The organism is Streptomyces sp. NPDC059679, assembly GCF_042734105.1.
GTDB lineage: Bacteria > Actinomycetota > Actinomycetes > Streptomycetales > Streptomycetaceae > Streptomyces.
In genome coordinates this window covers 87351-103752 of the sequence record NZ_JBHWES010000011.1, presented here as the reverse complement: position 1 = coordinate 103752, position 16402 = coordinate 87351, and the positions used below count along the sequence as shown (strand labels likewise).

Below are 16402 nucleotides of genomic sequence, written 5' to 3'. Positions count from 1 at the left end.
GGCGCACGCGGCGCAAGGCCGCGCGAGTCAGCTCTGGCCGGAGGCGAACTTGAGGCGTGGCGGGGGCTCGGTGGTCTCGTCCCAGGCGCGGCGCTCCGCGCGGTCGAGCCAGTCCAGATACCACTCCGCGAACGAGACGTGCCCCGTTCCGCCGCGCAGCTCGGCCGGGGCGACGCCCTCGCCGAGGGCCCGTATGTCGTCCCATATGGTGCCGCTGAGGGGCCCGGTGACCACGAGGAGCGAGTAGTACGCGCAGCCTTGGTGGCTGATGCAGAGCGTGCCCTCGGTCACGGAGTCGAGCAGTTCGTCGTGGCGGGCGTCCCAGGCGGCGTAGATGGCGGCGAAGGTGTCGTCGAAGGTGTCGCCGTCCGGGTAGTCGGCCCTCCGGGGCTCCGCGTACATGTGCTCGTCGAGCTCGGCCGAGAGCTCGGGGCGGAACGGCAGCGCGCAGTGGCCGGTGGCGGGCGGGGTGTCGGGGCCGGGGGGTTTCATCGGGAACAGCCCGTAGAAGGGGCCCGCGCCGCCGGCGCCCACCTCCAGGAGAAACGTGCGGTACTCCTCGGGGAGTTCGGTCCCCAGCCGCCGCTCCACCGCCCCCAACTGCTCCTCGGTGAGGACGGGCAGCAGCTCGAAGTTGTGGCCGTGGTCGGGGAAATCTGCGCCGAACACCGCCCACCACCGCGGCGCCTTCCGCAGCGCGAGCACCCGCTCCCGCACCCCCGCCCAGGTCCCGCCCATCGCCACTCCTCGGGAATCCGACACCGCCACCACCGTACGCCGATGGGACTCAGCGCCCCCCGCGGCGGGTGGTGACCGTGGACTCCACGGCGAAAAGCTCCTCTTCCACATGGTCGAGGGCCAGTCGCAGCGCGCCGGTCACCACTGCCGCCTCGCCGAGCAGGGACTGGGCGACCTGGGGTGGGCGGAGGCAGTAGCGGGCGAGTTCCTCGCGGAGGGGGTCGAGGATGCCGTCGAGCCCTGAGGCCCAGCCGCCGACCACGACGACCTCGGGGTCGAGGGCCTGGACGAGGGCCGCCACATCGTGGACGAGGCGACGGATGAAGCGGTCGACGGCCGCGCGGGCGCGGGTGTCCCCGGCGCGGGCGAGGGCGAAGACCCGGGCGACCTGGTCCTCGTCGAGAGGGTTGAGCGGTTCGCCGGTCGTGGAGAGCATCTCTTCCGGGGTGGCCTCGCGGCCCAGCAGATGGAGGGCGCCGATCTCGCCCGCGGCGCCGCCGAAGCCGCGGTGGAGCCGGCCGCCGATCAGCGAACCGGCGCCGGGGCTCAGACCCGCCACGACGTAGACGACATCGTCGGAGCCGACGGCCGCGCCCTTCCAGTGCTCGGCCACGGCTGCGGTGTTGGCGTCGTTCTCGACGAGCACCGGGCAGCGGAAGGAACGCCGCAGCCGCTCCCCGAGGCGCAGACCGGTCCAGCCGGGGAGGGCCGTACTCAGGTGGACGGTACCGTCGGCATCCACGATGCCCGGGCTGCCGACACCCACCGCCCGCAGCGAGTAGCGCGCCACGCCGGCCCGGCGCAGCAGGTCGGCGACGGCGGTACGGACCCGGTCCAGACGCTCGTCGGCCGGCGCCTTCTCGGACACTTCCCGCACCGTGGAGCCGAGCGGACGGCCGTCGAGGTCCGTCAGCAGGGCGCCGACGCGGTGGGCGCCTATCTCGACACCGAGCAGATGGCCGGCCTCGGCCCGGAAGCGGAAACGCCGGGCGGGGCGCCCCTGGCGGCGGACACCGCCCTCCTCCGCGGGCACCTCCACCACCAGGCCGTCGGCGGTCAGCCCCTCGACCACGCCCTCGACGGTGGGGCGGGACAGGCCGGTCACCCGGGTCAGATCGGTGAGGGTGGCGCAGCCGGGTGCTGCCCGGTCGACCCCGCGGTCGTCGGCGCGGTCGGGGCCCGCACGGCCGTCGGGGTCCGTGCCGTCGCCGGGGTCCTGGACGTCGGCGGAGACGGTCGCCGCGCGCAGCGCGTGCAGGACGACGGCGGAGTTGATGCGCCGCAGCAGGGACGGATCCCCGCCGGTGAGCCGCCCCACGTGGGCCTCCCTACTGTGCGTGTCTGCCGGATCGTAGCCGCTGGAAGGGGGCGCGGCGAGAGCTCCGTCAGCCGGGCACCACGAACCCCGACTCGTACGCCGCGATCACCGCCTGGGTGCGGTCCCGCGCACCCAGTTTCGCGAGCACCGCGCTCACGTGTGTTTTGACCGTCTCGGCGCCGATGACCAGGTGGCCGGCGATCTCGGAGTTCGACAGGCCGCGGGCCATCAGCCGCAACACCTCCGCCTCGCGTTCGGTGAGCGCCGCCCGCTCCATCGCCTCGCGGGCGCGCTCGTTGCCGCCGCGGGCCGCGGCGAAGGACCGCACGGCCGCCGGGAACAGCAACGACTCGCCCTCCGCGGCCAGGCGCACCGCGTGCACGATCTCGGCGGGGCGGGCGCGCTTGAGCAGGAAGCCGTCCGCCCCGGCGCGCAGCGCCTCGTAGACGTACTCGTCGTTCTCGAAGGTCGTCACGACCAGGATCCGGGGCGGGTCGGGGACCGACCGCAGCACGGCGCGGGTTGCCTCGATGCCGTCGAGCAGTGGCATCCGGACGTCCATCGCGACCACGTCCGGCCGCAGTTGCCGTACCAGCGGCACCACCGAGGCGCCGTCGGCGGCCTCGCCGATGACCCGGATGTCCGGCTGGGACTCCAGGATCGCGCGCAACCCGGCGCGCACCAGCTGCTCGTCGTCGACGAGGAGGACGCTGATCGACACCCGATCACCTTAATGCGCGTTTGTCGGTGTGCGGTCCGCCGGGAGGGTCACGCTCAGGCGCCATTCGCCCTCGTACGGGCCCACCTCCGCCTCCCCGCCCAGCAGCGCCGCCCGCTCGCGGATGCCACGCAGACCGCTGCCCAGACCCGTGCCGAGTCCCGTGCCAGGGTCCGGCAGGGGGTTGCGTACGTCCAGCCGCAGCAACCCCGTGTCCGCGGCGACATCGACCCGTACGGCCACCGGCACCGGGCCCGCGTGCCGCAACACATTCGTCAGCGCCTCCTGGAGGATGCGGTAGCCCTCGCGGGACACCGGTCCTGGCAGCTCCTCCAGCGGGCCGGACACCTTCGCGTCGAGCGTCGAGCCCGCCGCCCGCGCCGACTCCAGCAGGCGCTCGGCGTCGGCCAGGCCGGGGCGGTCGGCCGGGCCCCGGGCGGTGTCCTCGCGCAGCAGCCGCAGCACCCGCTCCAGGTCCTCCAGCGCATGCCGCCCGGTCTCCTCGATCGCGGCCAGGGCGCGGTCCGTGAACTCCGCCGAGCCCGCCGCCCGCGCCGCGCCCGCCTGCACCACGGCGACCGTGAGCGCGTGTCCGATGGAGTCGTGCAACTCGCGGGCGAGCCGGTTGTGTTCCAGCAGCCGCTCCGTACGCTCCTCCAGCGCGGCCAGCCGCTCCGCGGCCGACGGGCCCAGCAGGCGGGTCGCGGCCGCCGTCATCAGCCTCCCGGCGGCCACGACCAGGGCCATCAGGGCGGCCAGGGGGAGCGGGGCGAGCAGCGCGTACCACCAGTGGTGGCCGCCGATCCGTACGCCCATGACCGGCGCGGGCGTGCCCTGGGACGCCGCGTCGACCAGCGCCGCCGTCAGACCGGGCAGTTGGAGGCTCAGCAGCGCCGTCAGACAGCCGGCCTCCAGCCGCAGGACCAGCCACAGCGCGGTACGCCCCCGGTCGCCCCAGGACGCGGACGGCGCGGCGGCGATCCTCGGGGCGAGGTGGCCCTGCTGGTGGCGCGCATGTTCTCCGGGGGTCAGCAGCAGGCGTGCCTGCAACCCCTCCGCCAGCCGGGTGGCCGGCACCATCGCCACGGCGACCAGCGGCAGCACCGGCAGCACGGGCAGCCACAGCATGTCGGCGGGGCGGAGATCGAAGAGCCCGGGGTAGACCAGACCGCACACCGCCGCCACCACGGCCCCCATCAGCAGATGCAGCCAGCGCGTATAGGTGACCGCCCGGGTCAGCGGGGCGAGGACGGTCCGTGCGGCGCGCGGGACACGGGCGGTGAGGGTGGCGAGGGCGGTGGGGGCGGTGGGCGATGTCGACACGTCGACCATCGTGCCCTGCGCCCCACATCCGCGCCCTCCCCCGCGCGGGGGAGCACGACCCCGCTCGCGGGGGAAGCCACGGCCGGCCCGGCACGGGACCGTGGAGACCATGATCACCGCGACGTCGATCGACGTACACGAACTGACCAAGGACTACGGGGCGGTGCGCGCCGCGGACGGGTTGACCTTCCGGGTGGAGCCCGGCCGGGTCACCGGTTTCCTGGGGCCCAACGGCGCCGGCAAGTCCACCACCATGCGGATCGTGCTCGGCCTGGACCGGCCCGACTCCGGCACCGCCACCGTCGGCGGCCGCCCGTACCGTGCGTACGACGAGCCGCTGCGCCACGTCGGCGCGCTGCTGGACGCGGGCGCCGCCCACGGCGCCCGCACCGCCCGGGACCACCTGCTGTGCCTGGCGCTCAGCAACCGCGTCCCCGCGAGCCGGGTCGACGCCGTGCTGGAGGAGTCGGGGCTGGCCTCGGCCGCGAAGCGGCGCGTACGCACATTCTCGCTCGGCATGCGGCAGCGGCTCGGCATCGCGGCGGCGCTGCTCGGCGACCCGCCGGTGCTGATGCTCGACGAACCGGCCAACGGGCTCGACCCCGAGGGCATCATCTGGATCCGTACGCTCATGAAGCGGCTGGCCGGAGAGGGCCGCACCGTCCTGGTCTCCAGCCATCTCATGGCCGAGACCGCGCTGACCGCCGATCACCTCGTCGTGCTCGGGCGGGGCAGGCTGCTCGCCGACATGTCCATGGACGCGTTCATCAAGGAGCGCAGCCGACCGCGGGTACGGGTGCGCACCACCGAGCCGGAGCGGCTGCGTTCGGAGCTGACCCGCGCGGGGCTGACCGCGGAACCGGACGGGCCGGACCACTGGGCGGTCGACGCGGCCACACCGGAGGAGGTCGGCACGCTCGCCGCCCGCCACGGCATCCCGCTCCTCGAACTGGCCGACGACAAGGCGTCCTTGGAGCAGGCGTATCTGCGGCTCACCGCGGACGACGCGGAGTACACGGCGGTCGCGCCCGCTTCGGCAGTTGCAGCCAAGACGGCAAACACAGCGAACACGGTAAACACAGCGAAGCAGGAGGTTTGAGAGTAGATGTCAGTCAAAGCGGTGCTGCACTCCGAGTGGATGAAGATCCGCACCCTGCGATCCCTCTTGATCGCCCTCCTCGGCGGTCTGGTGGCCACCACCGGCATCTCGGCGCTGGTGAGCGCGGTCGAAGACGGCAGACAGAGCGACTTCGATCCGGTCTTCTCCTCCTTCTTCGGCCTGGCCTTCGGGCAGATCGCCGCCGTCAGCTTCGGCGTGCTCGCGGTGGGACACGAGTACACCGGCGGAGGCATTCGCGTCTGGCTCGCCGCCGTCCCCCGGCGCGGCCTGTACTACGGGTGCAAGCTGACCGTCGTGGGCCTGTGTGCCCTGGCCGTCGGCCTGGTCACCGGATTCGCGTCGCTGCTCGTCAGCCAGGCGCTGCTCGGTGACGAGGGCGTGGGCCTGGACGCCCCGGGGGCGCTGCGCGCGGCGGTCGGCTGCGGGATCTATCTCGCCCTGCTGACGGTGCTGGCCTCGGGCGTCGCCGCCGTGCTGCGCAGTTCGGTGGGCAGCCTGGCGCTGGTCGTGCCCATCGTCACCTTCCTGTCCCCGGTGTTCGGCGCCACGTCCGCCACCAGGTTCCTCCCCGACCAGGCCGGTCAGCAGGTCCTGCACGCCGCTCCCGAAGGTCCGTTGGGCGCGTGGACAGGGCTCGGGGTGCTGGCGCTGTACACGGCGGCCGCGGTGTTCTGCGGGCGGTTGGCGATCGAGCGCCGGGACACCTGACGGGCGGCCAGTTGTCGGACCCAGAATGTTTACTGAGAGCATGACCAGCACGGCGGACCATCTGGCGACCATCGACCTGCTGCGCGCCCGGGACTTCCCCGACCGGCGCGGCGTCGTCGGGGCCGTGGCGAGCGGCCCCGGCTTCCATGTCGCCGACCTCCGCGTCAGCGAGGACTTCTGGGACGCGGATCTGGAGCGCCTGATCGAGGTCGAGGAGGAGTTCGAGGCCGAGCTGCGGGTGCTGGTCCAGGTGTTGTCCTTACGCTGGGGCGAGCCCGAAGTCCTCGACCTGGCCGACCACTTGGAGCGTGACGCCATGGGCGAGCCGGTGCCGGAGCCGCTGCGGTCGCTGTGCGGCTATGTGGGTCGGGTGTACGGCTGGCGGACCGACGGGCGCTGGATAGGGCTCGGGATAGGACAGGGGGACCGTGAACTGCCCCTGCAACTGGTCGCGGCGATAGGAGAGGGAAGCGTGCGCTGAGCCGTCAGCCGTCAGCCGTCAGCCGTCAGCCGTCAGCCGTCAGCCGTCAGCCGTCAGCCGTCAGCCGTCAGCCGTCAGCCGTCAGCCGTCAGCCGTCACCGTCGGCGTACGCGGCGGTGCGCAGCCGGCCGAACTCCTCGGCCATCGTGGCCAGGGTCCAGTGGGCGTTGAGCCCGCTGGGGTTGGGCAGGGCCCAGATCCGGGTGGTGCCGATGGTGCGCTCCTGCGGGCCGATCCTGGCCCGCTTGTCGCCGAAGGCGACCCGATACGCGGTCACCCCGGCGACGGCGAGCCACCGCGGGCGCAGCCGGGCGACCTTCTCGGCCAGGATCCGCCCGCCCTCGCGGTACTCCTCGTCGCTCAGCTCGTCGGCCCGCGCGCTGGCACGGGCGACGACATTGGTGATCCCCAGGCCGTACCCCAGCAGCTCCTGCTGCTCGGACGGCTGGAGCCGGCGCGGGGTGAAGCCCGAGGCGTGCAGGACTGGCCAGAAGCGGTTGCCCGGGCGGGCGAAGTGGTGGCCGGTCGCGGCGGTCATCAACCCCGGGTTGATACCGCAGAAGAGCACGCGGAGGCCGTCCGCGGCCACGTCGGGTACGAGGCGGTCGCGGGCGGCTTCCAGTTCGGCGGGGGTCATCGCGGGGTGTCCGGCCGGGTCAGAGGATCGCCCCGGGCGCGTACGCCGCAGCCTCCGGGTGGCGCTTGGCGATCTCCTCGATCCGGGCGACCACGGCGGCGACCTGGTCGGCGGCCGCGCCCGTGAAGGACAGCTTGTCGGCCATCAGCGCGTCCAGTTGGCCGCGGTCCAGCGGGATCCGCTGGTCGGCGGCGAGCTTGTCGAGCAGTTCGTTGCGCTCGGCGCCCTGCTCGCGCATCGCGAGCGCCGAGGCGACCGCGTTCTCCTTGATGGCCTCGTGCGCCACCTCGCGGCCCACCCCGGCCCGCACCGCGCCCATCAGCACCTTCGTCGTCGCGAGGAAGGGGAGGTAGCGGTCCAGCTCGCGGGCGACGACGGCGGGGAAGGCGCCGAACTCGTCGAGCACCGTCAGGAAGGTCTCCAGCAGCCCGTCGAAGGCGAAGAAGGCGTCCGGCAGCGCGACGCGGCGCACCACCGAGCAGGACACATCGCCCTCGTTCCACTGGTCGCCCGCCAGCTCGCCGGTCATCGAGGCATAGCCGCGCAGGATCACCATGAGGCCGTTGACGCGCTCGCACGAGCGGGTGTTCATCTTGTGCGGCATGGCGGAGGAGCCGACCTGGCCGGGCTTGAAGCCCTCGGTCACCAGCTCGTGCCCGGCCATCAGCCGGATCGTCTTGGCGAGCGAGGAGGGGCCCGCGGCCAGCTGCACCAGCGCGGTGACCACCTCGTAGTCGAGCGAGCGCGGGTAGACCTGGCCGACGGAGGTGAAGACCTGCCCGAAGCCCAGGTGCCCGGCGATCCGCCGCTCCAGCTCGGCCAGCTTGGCCGTGTCGCCGCCCAGCAGGTCCAGCATGTCCTGCGCGGTGCCGACCGGGCCCTTGATGCCGCGCAGCGGGTAGCGGGCCAGCAACTCCTCCAGCCGCCCGTAGGCCACCAGCAGCTCGTCGGCCGCGGTCGCGAAGCGCTTGCCGAGGGTCGTGGCCTGCGCCGCCACGTTGTGCGAGCGCCCGGCCATGACCAGCTCGGCGTGTTCGGCGGCCAGCTTCCCCAGCCGGGCCAGCGTCGCGACCGTACGGTCGCGGACCAGCTCCAGGGAGAGCCGGATCTGCAGCTGCTCCACGTTCTCGGTCAGATCGCGGGAGGTCATCCCCTTGTGGACGTGCTCATGCCCGGCGAGCGCGTTGAACTCCTCGATCCGCGCCTTCACATCGTGCCGGGTGACCTTCTCGCGCTCGGCGATCGAGGCCAGGTCGACGGTCTCCAGGACCCGCTCGTAGTCGGCGAGGGCGGCGTCCGGCACCTCGATCCCGAGGTCCTTCTGGGCGCGCAGCACGGCGAGCCACAGCCGCCGCTCCAGCGTCACCTTGTACTCGGGGGACCACAGGACGGCCAGCTCCGCCGAGGCGTAGCGGCCGGCCAGGACGTTCGGGATGCGCGGCTTACCAGTCACGGGGAGACAGTCTACTGGGCGTATACGCAGGCCAGCGCGGTGGTCATGGCGAGCCGGTGGTCGGCACCGCGGCCAGCAGCGGATCAGCCCCGGTCATGCTGCGGCTCAGCCCCGGTCGACCTGCGGGTCAGCCCCCGTCATGCTGCGGCTCAGCCCTCGTACGGCAGCAGCTCGGCCCGCTTCGGCGGGCGTCCGTCGCCCGAGGAGCGGCCCGTCAGCCGTCGGCCGATCCACGGCCCGAGGTGTTCGCGGGCGAAGCGCGCGTCCGAGGTGCGCCGGGCGACCCAGCCGGGCCGTACGGCGGGCGGCAGCGGGGCGTTCCAGTCGTCCTCCGGATCGTGTCCCAGCGACTGCCAGACCGCCTCGGCCACCCGGCGGTGCCCCTCGGCGTTCAGGTGCAGCCGGTCGTCCGCCCACATCCGCGGATCGCCCAGCGCCTCGGAGGCGAAGAGGTCCACGACGATCGCGCCGTGCCGCGCCGCCAGCTCGTCGATGAAGGAGAACAGCCGCTCCATCCGCGGCAGGAACCGCACCAGCACCGGCCCGCGCCGCCCCGGGCTGCGCATCAGCACCAGCTGCTTGCAGCTGGGCGCCAGCCGCCCCGCGGCCTCCTCCAGCAGCCCGCAGACCTGCTCCACATCGCATTTGGGCCGCAGCACGTCGTTCAGCCCGCCGACCAGCGTCACCAGGTCCGCGCCCATCGCCGCCGCCGGGTCCGCCTGCTCGTCGACGATCTGCCCGATGAGCTTGCCGCGCACGGCGAGGTTCGCGTAACGGAAGCCGGGGGTACGGGCCGCGAGGCGCGCCGCGAGCAGATCGGCCCAACCCCGGTAGGAGCCGTCCGGCAGCCCGTCGGACATGCCCTCGGTGAAGGAGTCGCCGACGGCGACGAAGCTGGTGTAGGTGGTGTTCATCCGCATGGCGCGGGTGATCCTATCCCGCGGAATCCCGCAGGCTCCCGCGGGCTGCGCACGGCGGCGGGCGCGCGCATGATGAGCCGCATGGGGACGATGACCAACATCTACTTCGAGGGCGGGGCGCGCAACGGCACGACCGCCAGCTGGAACCTGGAGCCGGGCGCCGACATCTACGACGACAACATCTTCCGGCCGCCCGAGCTCTACCGGCGGACCAGCAGGACGAAGGTCATCGGACGGATCGAGTACACGATTTTCCGCTATGACCCGTCCGCCACCCGGCCCGCCTAAGGCGCACGCGAAACCAGGCCCGCGCGCGCCCCGCGCGCCCGGCGGATCCCTCGGTTGGCCCGTGCCGGGTTCCGGATGGGGCGCATCGGGGCAGTCTGGTCGGCGTGGATGCCTTTGAATGCGACCGTACGACCATGGCCATCGTGGCCGCCGCGCTCGCCGACGACGGAGAGGGGGCCGTCGCCCTGCTGGACCCGCTGGAGCGGCGGGATGTGTGCAGAGTGGCCGTCCGGCTGGCCGCGATGGCCGCCGACGCGCTGCTGGCCGTGGCGGAGGAAGGGGGCGGGGGCAAGGCCGAGGCGCTGGCCCACTGGCAGGCGTGCATCATCGCGCACGAGTCACGGCGGGACGAGTGATGGGAGGCGGGGGAGACGGGGGAGGGGGAGGGGAGCTGCCCGGACCGTCGCGTCAGGCGACCAGCTCGCGCAGTACGTCCTCCATGGTGACCAGGCCCTCCAGGCGCCCGTCGGGTCCGATGACGGCGGCGAGGTGTGTCCGGCTGTCGCGCATCGCGGTCAGCACGTCGTCCAGCGCCGTCTGGGACCGCACGCGGGCGATCGGGCGCAGCTGATCGAGGCGGAACGGCACGTCGCGCGGGCGCGCGTCCAACGCGTCCTTGACGTGCAGATAGCCCTGGATACGCCCCGAGTCGTCGACCACCGGGAAGCGTGAGAAGCCGGACGTGGCCGACAGCCGCTCCAGCTCCTCGGGCGTCACCCCGAGCCGTGCGGAGACCACCCGCTCCAGGGGCAGCACCACGTCGCGCACTCGGCGGCGGCCCAGCTCGAGGGCGTCCCGCAGCCGCTCGGTGGCCCGGTCGTCCAGCAGCCCGGCCTCGCTGGAGTCCACGACCACACGGACCAGCTCGTCGTCGGAGAAGGTCGCCGACACCTCGCCCTTGGGCTCCACACGCATCAGCTTCAGCAGGGCGTTGGCGAAGGCGTTGACGGCGAAGATCACGGGGCGCAGGCCGCGCGCCAGGGCGACCAGCGGCGGGCCCAGGACCAGCGCCGTGCGCACCGGCTCGGCCAGCGCCACGTTCTTGGGGACCATCTCGCCGAACAGCATGTGCAGATAGGTCGCCGCGGTCAGCGCGATCACGAACGCGACCGGATGGACCAGCCCCAGGGGCAGCCCCACCGCGTGGAAGACCGGCTCCAGCAGATGCGCGAAGGCCGGTTCCGCGACGGCGCCCAGCACCAGCGTGCACAGCGTGATGCCCAACTGGGCCGCGGCGAGCAGCGCGGAGACGTGCTCCAGGCCCCACAGCACGGCACGGGCCCGCCGGTCGCCCCGCTCGGCGCGCGGCTCTATCTGGCTGCGCCGCACCGAGATGAGGGCGAATTCGGCGCCCACGAAGAAGGCGTTGGCGACCAGCGTCAGCAGGCCGATCAGCAGCTGCAGCAGCGTCATCGGGCCGCCCCCTCGCCGTCCCCGCCGCGCTCGGCCTCCCCGGCGCGCCTGGCTTCCCCCGCGTACGGCAGCGGCGCCCGCAGCCGCACCCGCGCGGCCCGGTGGCCGGAGTCGTCGACCACCTCGATGCCCCAGCCCGCCACCTCCAGAGCGTCGCCCCGCACCGGGATCCGGCCGAGCTCGGTGGCCACCAGCCCGGCCAGCGTCTCGTACGGGCCGTGCGGCACCGGCATGCCGAGCGCCTCCAGTTGGTCGACGCGGGCCGCGCCGTCCGCGTCGTACAGCGTCCGGCCCTCCGGGCCCGTGCCGACCGGGGCCAGGTCGGGCTTCTCGTGCGGGTCGTGCTCGTCGCGGACCTCGCCGACGACCTCCTCGACGATGTCCTCCAGGGTGACGACCCCGGCGGTGCCGCCGTACTCGTCGATGACCACGGCCATGCTGCGCTCCCCCGAGAGCCGGTCGAGTACCCGGTCCACGGTGAGCGACGCGGGGACGAGCAGCGGCTCGCGCATCAGCTCCGACACGGGGTGGCGGAGACGCTGCTCGGCGGGGACGGCGAGCACGTCCTTGATGTGGGCGGTGCCGACGACCGTGTCCAGGCTGCCGCGGTAGACGGGGAAGCGGGACAGGCCCGTGGCGCGGGTGGCGTTCGCGATGTCCTCGGCGGTGGCCCGTACGTCCAGGGCGATGACCTGCACCCGCGGGGTCATCACATTCTCCGCGGTCAGCTCCCGCAGGTTCAGGGTCCTCACGAACAGCTCGGCGGTGTCCGCCTCCAGGGCGCCCTCCCGGGCGGAGTGCCGGGCCAGCGCGACCAGCTCCTGCGGGCTGCGCGCCGAGGCCAGCTCCTCGGCGGGCTCCAGGCCCATCCGGCGCACCGTGCGGTTGGCGGCGTTGTTGAGGTGGGCGATGAACGGGCGGAAGGCGGAGCTGAAGGCGCGCTGCGGGGTGGCGACGGCCCGGGCGACGGGCAGCGGGCTGGAGATGGCCCAGTTCTTCGGGACCAGCTCGCCGACGACCATCAGCACGACCGTCGACAGGGCCGTGCCGATCACCAGGGCGACCGAGCGGACGGCGGAGTCCGGCACCCCCATCGCCTTCAGCGGCCCGGCCAGCAGCGCGGCGACGGACGGCTCGGCGAGCATGCCGACCACCAGATTGGTGACGGTGATGCCGAGCTGGGCGCCGGAGAGCTGGAAGGTCAGGCTGCGCACGGCCTTCAGCGCACTGGCCGCGCCCCGCTCCCCGCTCTCGACCGCCCGCTCGAGCTCGCTGCGCTCGACGGTGGTCAGCGAGAACTCCGCCGCCACGAACCCGCCGCAGGCGAGGGCCAGCAGGAGCGCCACGGCCAGGAGAAGCACTTCGGTCATCGGTTCACCCATGTCCCATGGTCCGGCAGCGACGGGAGGAGCGCGCGATGTCGCTATCGGGCGGGTCACCCGTGGGAGGACGGCCCATGCCTTTTCGTGGGCGTTCGGGTGCCTGGCGCCGGGGGTCAGGGCCCGGCGTCGGGTCAGGAGCCGAGCGGCTTGACCCAGCGGCTCCACTCCGGCTGCGGGGCGTAGCCCGCCGCTCGCCACGCGTGGTGGGCCAGGTCGTTGCGGTCCAGCACCATCGCGTCGCCGCGCCGCCCGCCGAGCGCGGCGAACCGCTCCTCGGCCGCCTGGAGGAGGGCGGTCCCCACGCCCTGGCGCCGGTGGTCGGGGTGCACGGCGAGCCGGTAGAGATGGCAGCGCCAGCCGTCGAAGCCCGCGATCACGGTCCCGGCGAGCTCGCCGCCCCGCTCGGCCAGCAGCAGCGATTCGGGGTCGCGGTCGAGCAGGCGGGCCACGCCGTTCCGGTCGTCGCTGATGCTGGTGCCCTCGGCCGCCTCCTTCCAGAAGGTCAGTACGGTGTCGAGGTCCGCGGGCGCCGCGGTGCGTATGGCGAGATCGTTCATGGCGCGATCCCATCACCGCCTGGGGCGCGGCGTCGATCGAATTGGCGCCGGTCCCGCGATACGAGATCCGGCTTGTGGATGCTAGCGGATAGGCGCTAGCGTGAGGCTGTGGCGAAGACACAGCTGAACGTCCGGGTCGACGAGGCCACCGCGGAGGTGGCGCGGGAGCGCGCGCTGCAGCGGGGCATGAGCATGAACCGCTACATCGAAGAGCTCGTCCGCAAGGACGCCGGAGAGGTCGGCCATACCTTCGTGGAAGCGGCCGCCGACTTCATGCAGCAGTACCGGACCGTATTCGACGAGGAGTTCGGCAAGGAGGGCGAGGCGCGCTCTTGAATGTGCGGATCGACCTCGCCTGGCTGTTGATGGTCGCCGAGCGCAGCACCCCCGGAGACCCGCAGGTCACCGACTACGGGGCACTGGTCGCCGCCGTCAGCAGACATGAAGCCGAGATATTCGGCACGCCCATCTACACCGACCCGCAGACCAGGGCCGCCGCCCTGCTGCAGCTGCTTCTGCTGGTGCCCGCCCTGGAGCGGTCGAACGCGCTGTTCGCGTCGGCCGTCGCGTACGCGTATCTCATCGCCAGCGGGCTGGCGATCGCCACCACCCCCGAGCGCGTCCGCGACCTGGCCCGCCTGGTCAAGGACGGTACCGCCGACGTCCACGCCATCGCCGCCGAGCTGCGCAGCTGGAGCGCGTGAGCGGCGTGCCGCCGCGATCGGGGCGGCACATCGGCCCAGGATCTTGTGCATCCAGCCGAAGGAGCCGCGATGCCAGGTCAGCGCAGTCAGAGAAGACAGCGCAGCCAGAGTGGACAGCGAAGACAGCACGGAGGATTCGGATCCACGGCAACGTCGTTCGTCGCCGGGGCGGTCGGCGCCGCCTTACTGCCCCTCACGGGAGGGGCCGCGGTCGCGGCCGACGGTTCGCTCAAGGCACAGGTGATCACGGACGCGGCCGTCCACCCGGTCGAGGAGGGCGCGACCGCCAGGGTCAGGATCTCCGTCGCCACCACCGGCTCCGGGCCGCTCGACGAACCCGTCACCGTCGACTACACCACCGAAGGGGACGGCGGCACCGCCACCTCCGGTGCGGACTACCGGCCCGTCGAGGGCAGCGTGACCTTCCCGGCCGGCACCGCCTCCGGCACCTCCCGCACCGTCGAGGTCGTCACCGCGAGAGGCGGCGGCGCCGAACCGGCCGAGACCGTCCCGCTCCATCTCACCGTCTCCGGGGCCAAGGCCCCCGCCGAGACGCCACGGGTCGTGATCGACGCGCACGGACTGCCGTACCTCGACCCCGAGCTCCCCGTGCGGCGGCGCGTGAAGGACCTGCTGTCCCGGATGTCGCTCGAGGAGAAGGCCGGGCAGATGACCCAGGCCGAGCGCAACGCGCTCACCGCGCCGGGCGACATCGCCGACTACAACCTCGGCTCCCTGCTGTCCGGCGGCGGGTCGGCGCCCACCCCCAACACGCCCGCAGCCTGGGCGCGGATGGTGGCCGCCTTCCAACTGCGCGCCCAGGCCACCCGCTTCCAGATCCCGCTGGTCTACGGCGTGGACGCGGTCCACGGCCACAACAATCCGGTCGGGACGACGATCATGCCGCACAACATCGGCCTCGGCGCGACCCGCGACCCCCGGCTGGCCGAGAAGACCGGCGCGGTGACCGCCTCCGAGGTGCGCGCCACGGGCGTCCCCTGGGACTTCGCGCCCTGCGTATGCGTATCGCGCGATGAGCGGTGGGGGCGGGCGTACGAGTCCTTCGGCGAGGACCCGGCGCTGGTCACGGCCATGGAGACGGTCATCAAGGGCATGCAGGGCGCGCCGAGCGGCAAGGATCTCGACCGCCGCGACAAGGTGCTGACAACCGCCAAGCACTTCGTGGGGGACGGCGGTACGGAGTACGGCTCCTCGGCCACCGGCAGCTACACCATCGACCAGGGCGTCACCAAGGTCACCCGCGAGGAGTTGGAGAGGGTCCACCTCGCGCCGTTCCGGGAGGCCGTGGACCGCGGGGTGGGCACGGTCATGCCCTCGTTCTCCTCGCTGGACATCCTCGGCGACGGTCAGGCGCCGCTCAAGACGCACGCCGACGGGGCGATGATCAACGGCGTGCTGAAGGGCCGGATGGGCTTCGAGGGCTTCGTCGTCAGCGACTGGCAGGCCATCGACCAGATCCCCGGCGACTACCCGAGCGACGTCCGCACCTCGGTGAACGCCGGGGTGGACATGATCATGGTGCCCACGGCGTACCAGGGCTTCCACACCACGCTCGTCGACGAGGTGAAGGCCGGCCGGATCAGCCGGGCCCGGATCGACGACGCGGTCTCCCGCATCCTGACGGCCAAGTTCCGGCTCGGTCTCTTCGAGAAGCCGTATGCGGATGTCTCCAACCTCGACCGGATCGGCTCGGCAGAGCATCGGGCCGTCGCCCGCGAGGCGGCCGCGAAGTCGCAGGTGCTGCTGAAGAACGCCGGCGGGGTGCTGCCCCTGAAGCCCTCCCAGAAGGTGTACGTCGCCGGGGCCAACGCCGACGACCTCGGCAACCAGACCGGCGGCTGGACCATCACCTGGCAGGGCTCCTCCGGCCGACACACCGAGGGCACCACGATCCTGGAGGGCCTGCGGAACGCGGCCGCGGACTCGGCCATCACCTACTCCAAGGGCGCCTCCGCCCCGACGGCCGGCTACGACGCCGGGGTCGTGGTCGTCGGCGAGACCCCGTACGCCGAGGGGGCGGGAGACGTCGGCAACGGCCATGACCTGCGGCTTTCCGATGCCGACCAGGCGGCGGTGGACCGGGTGTGCGGCGCCATGAAGTGCGCGGTGCTGATCGTCTCCGGGCGTCCGCAGCTCATCGGCGACCGGCTGGGGGACATCGACGCGCTCGTCGCGTCCTGGCTGCCCGGCACGGAGGGCGACGGCGTCGCGGACGTCCTCTACGGCAAGCGGCCCTTCACCGGTCAGCTGCCGGTGACCTGGCCCAGGTCCGAGGCGCAGCTGCCGATCAACGTGGGCGACGCGGCGTACGACCCGCAGTACCCGTACGGATGGGGGCTGACGACCTCGGCCCGTGAGCCCGGTGCGGACGGCGCGAGGCGCCTCGCGGAGCTGACCGCCGAGGCGAAGGCCGCCCGGAAGGCGGGGCGCGGGGATGCGGGGGAGGGGCGTGCGATCGTGACGGCCGCGCGGCTCCTCGTCCAGGACCAGGTCGGCCAGAAGATCACCCCGGCGGTGGCGAAACCCTTCGCCGAGGCGGACCACTTGCTGCTCGGCGGGGATGTGGTGGGGGCGCTGCGGAAGTTGACGGCGGCCTACCGCGCTGCGGGCTGACGCACCGC

Annotated in this window: 18 protein-coding genes; 8 read left to right on the top strand and 10 right to left on the bottom strand. The window is 73.1% G+C overall.

The genetic code is table 11. The features are described from left to right. Positions 1-27: 27 nt before the first annotated feature. The 4 genes from ACFV2X_RS15325 to ACFV2X_RS15310 form a co-directional block, all read right to left on the bottom strand. Positions 28-762, bottom strand: coding sequence for an SMI1/KNR4 family protein (locus ACFV2X_RS15325; protein ID WP_385616277.1), 735 nt, complete (start codon positions 760-762; stop codon positions 28-30). A gap of 25 nt (positions 763-787) precedes the next feature. After that, positions 788-2056, bottom strand: a complete 1269-nt coding sequence (locus ACFV2X_RS15320) for an ROK family protein (RefSeq protein WP_385616275.1) — start codon at positions 2054-2056, stop codon at positions 788-790. A 67-nt stretch (positions 2057-2123) separates the two neighbouring features. Continuing rightward, positions 2124-2777, bottom strand: coding sequence for a response regulator (locus ACFV2X_RS15315; RefSeq protein ID WP_385616273.1), 654 nt, complete (start codon positions 2775-2777; stop codon positions 2124-2126). Positions 2778-2786: 9 nt separating this feature from the next. Beyond that, a complete protein-coding gene (locus tag ACFV2X_RS15310; protein ID WP_385616271.1) occupies positions 2787-4106 on the bottom strand; it encodes a sensor histidine kinase in 1320 nt (439 codons plus the stop codon). Positions 4107-4206: 100 nt separating this feature from the next. Between ACFV2X_RS15310 and ACFV2X_RS15305 the strand changes: the two genes are divergently transcribed. The 3 genes from ACFV2X_RS15305 to ACFV2X_RS15295 are packed head-to-tail and all read left to right on the top strand — an operon-like array spanning position 4207 to position 6406. Further along, entirely contained in the window at positions 4207-5196 is a 990-nt protein-coding gene (locus ACFV2X_RS15305; RefSeq protein WP_385616269.1) for an ATP-binding cassette domain-containing protein, read from the top strand. 6 nt (positions 5197-5202) lie between these two features. Then, a complete protein-coding gene (locus ACFV2X_RS15300) occupies positions 5203-5925 on the top strand; it encodes an ABC transporter permease (RefSeq protein WP_385616267.1) in 723 nt (240 codons plus the stop codon). Between the two features lie 40 nt (positions 5926-5965). Further along, a complete protein-coding gene (locus tag ACFV2X_RS15295; RefSeq protein ID WP_385616265.1) occupies positions 5966-6406 on the top strand; it encodes a hypothetical protein in 441 nt (146 codons plus the stop codon). A gap of 88 nt (positions 6407-6494) precedes the next feature. On the opposite strand, the gene mug is transcribed toward ACFV2X_RS15295, so the two are convergent. The 3 genes from mug to ACFV2X_RS15280 all read right to left on the bottom strand — a co-directional run bounded on the left by mug (position 6495) and on the right by ACFV2X_RS15280 (position 9416). Beyond that, positions 6495-7043, bottom strand: a complete 549-nt coding sequence (mug, locus tag ACFV2X_RS15290) for a G/U mismatch-specific DNA glycosylase (protein WP_385616263.1) — start codon at positions 7041-7043, stop codon at positions 6495-6497. 19 nt (positions 7044-7062) lie between these two features. Further along, entirely contained in the window at positions 7063-8496 is a 1434-nt protein-coding gene (gene purB, locus ACFV2X_RS15285; protein WP_385616261.1) for an adenylosuccinate lyase, read from the bottom strand. Positions 8497-8645: 149 nt separating this feature from the next. Continuing rightward, the gene (locus tag ACFV2X_RS15280; protein WP_385616259.1) at positions 8646-9416 is read right to left on the bottom strand and encodes an SGNH/GDSL hydrolase family protein; all 771 of its coding nucleotides are present in this window, start codon (positions 9414-9416) and stop codon (positions 8646-8648) included. A gap of 81 nt (positions 9417-9497) precedes the next feature. Here ACFV2X_RS15280 and ACFV2X_RS15275 point away from each other — a divergent pair, with 81 nt between their 5' ends. Then, positions 9498-9704: a hypothetical protein gene (locus tag ACFV2X_RS15275; protein WP_358642111.1), complete on the top strand. Its 207-nt coding sequence runs from the start codon at positions 9498-9500 to the stop codon at positions 9702-9704. 134 nt (positions 9705-9838) lie between these two features. Next, positions 9839-10060 carry a hypothetical protein gene (locus ACFV2X_RS15270; protein WP_014181418.1) on the top strand — a complete coding sequence of 74 codons (222 nt, stop codon included), beginning with the start codon at positions 9839-9841 and terminating at the stop codon, positions 10058-10060. 52 nt (positions 10061-10112) lie between these two features. Here the strand turns inward: ACFV2X_RS15270 and ACFV2X_RS15265 are convergent, their stop codons facing one another. The 3 genes from ACFV2X_RS15265 to ACFV2X_RS15255 all read right to left on the bottom strand — a co-directional run bounded on the left by ACFV2X_RS15265 (position 10113) and on the right by ACFV2X_RS15255 (position 13056). Next, entirely contained in the window at positions 10113-11117 is a 1005-nt protein-coding gene (locus tag ACFV2X_RS15265) for a hemolysin family protein (protein WP_385616256.1), read from the bottom strand. Further along, positions 11114-12487: a hemolysin family protein gene (locus ACFV2X_RS15260; protein ID WP_385616254.1), complete on the bottom strand. Its 1374-nt coding sequence runs from the start codon at positions 12485-12487 to the stop codon at positions 11114-11116. Before ACFV2X_RS15260 ends, ACFV2X_RS15265 begins: the two co-directional genes overlap by 4 nt. 143 nt (positions 12488-12630) lie before the next feature. Then, the gene (locus ACFV2X_RS15255; protein WP_385616252.1) at positions 12631-13056 is read right to left on the bottom strand and encodes a GNAT family N-acetyltransferase; all 426 of its coding nucleotides are present in this window, start codon (positions 13054-13056) and stop codon (positions 12631-12633) included. A gap of 108 nt (positions 13057-13164) precedes the next feature. Between ACFV2X_RS15255 and ACFV2X_RS15250 the strand changes: the two genes are divergently transcribed. The 3 genes from ACFV2X_RS15250 to ACFV2X_RS15240 all read left to right on the top strand — a co-directional run bounded on the left by ACFV2X_RS15250 (position 13165) and on the right by ACFV2X_RS15240 (position 16394). Further along, a complete protein-coding gene (locus tag ACFV2X_RS15250; protein ID WP_385616250.1) occupies positions 13165-13392 on the top strand; it encodes an antitoxin in 228 nt (75 codons plus the stop codon). Continuing rightward, positions 13389-13760: a fic family toxin-antitoxin system, toxin component gene (locus ACFV2X_RS15245; RefSeq protein ID WP_385616248.1), complete on the top strand. Its 372-nt coding sequence runs from the start codon at positions 13389-13391 to the stop codon at positions 13758-13760. The genes ACFV2X_RS15250 and ACFV2X_RS15245 overlap by 4 nt, the downstream gene beginning before the upstream one ends. 69 nt (positions 13761-13829) lie before the next feature. Then, on the top strand, positions 13830-16394 hold the full coding sequence (locus tag ACFV2X_RS15240; protein WP_385616246.1) for a glycoside hydrolase family 3 N-terminal domain-containing protein: 2565 nt from the start codon (positions 13830-13832) through the stop codon (positions 16392-16394). The last annotated feature ends 8 nt before the right edge of the window (positions 16395-16402 follow it).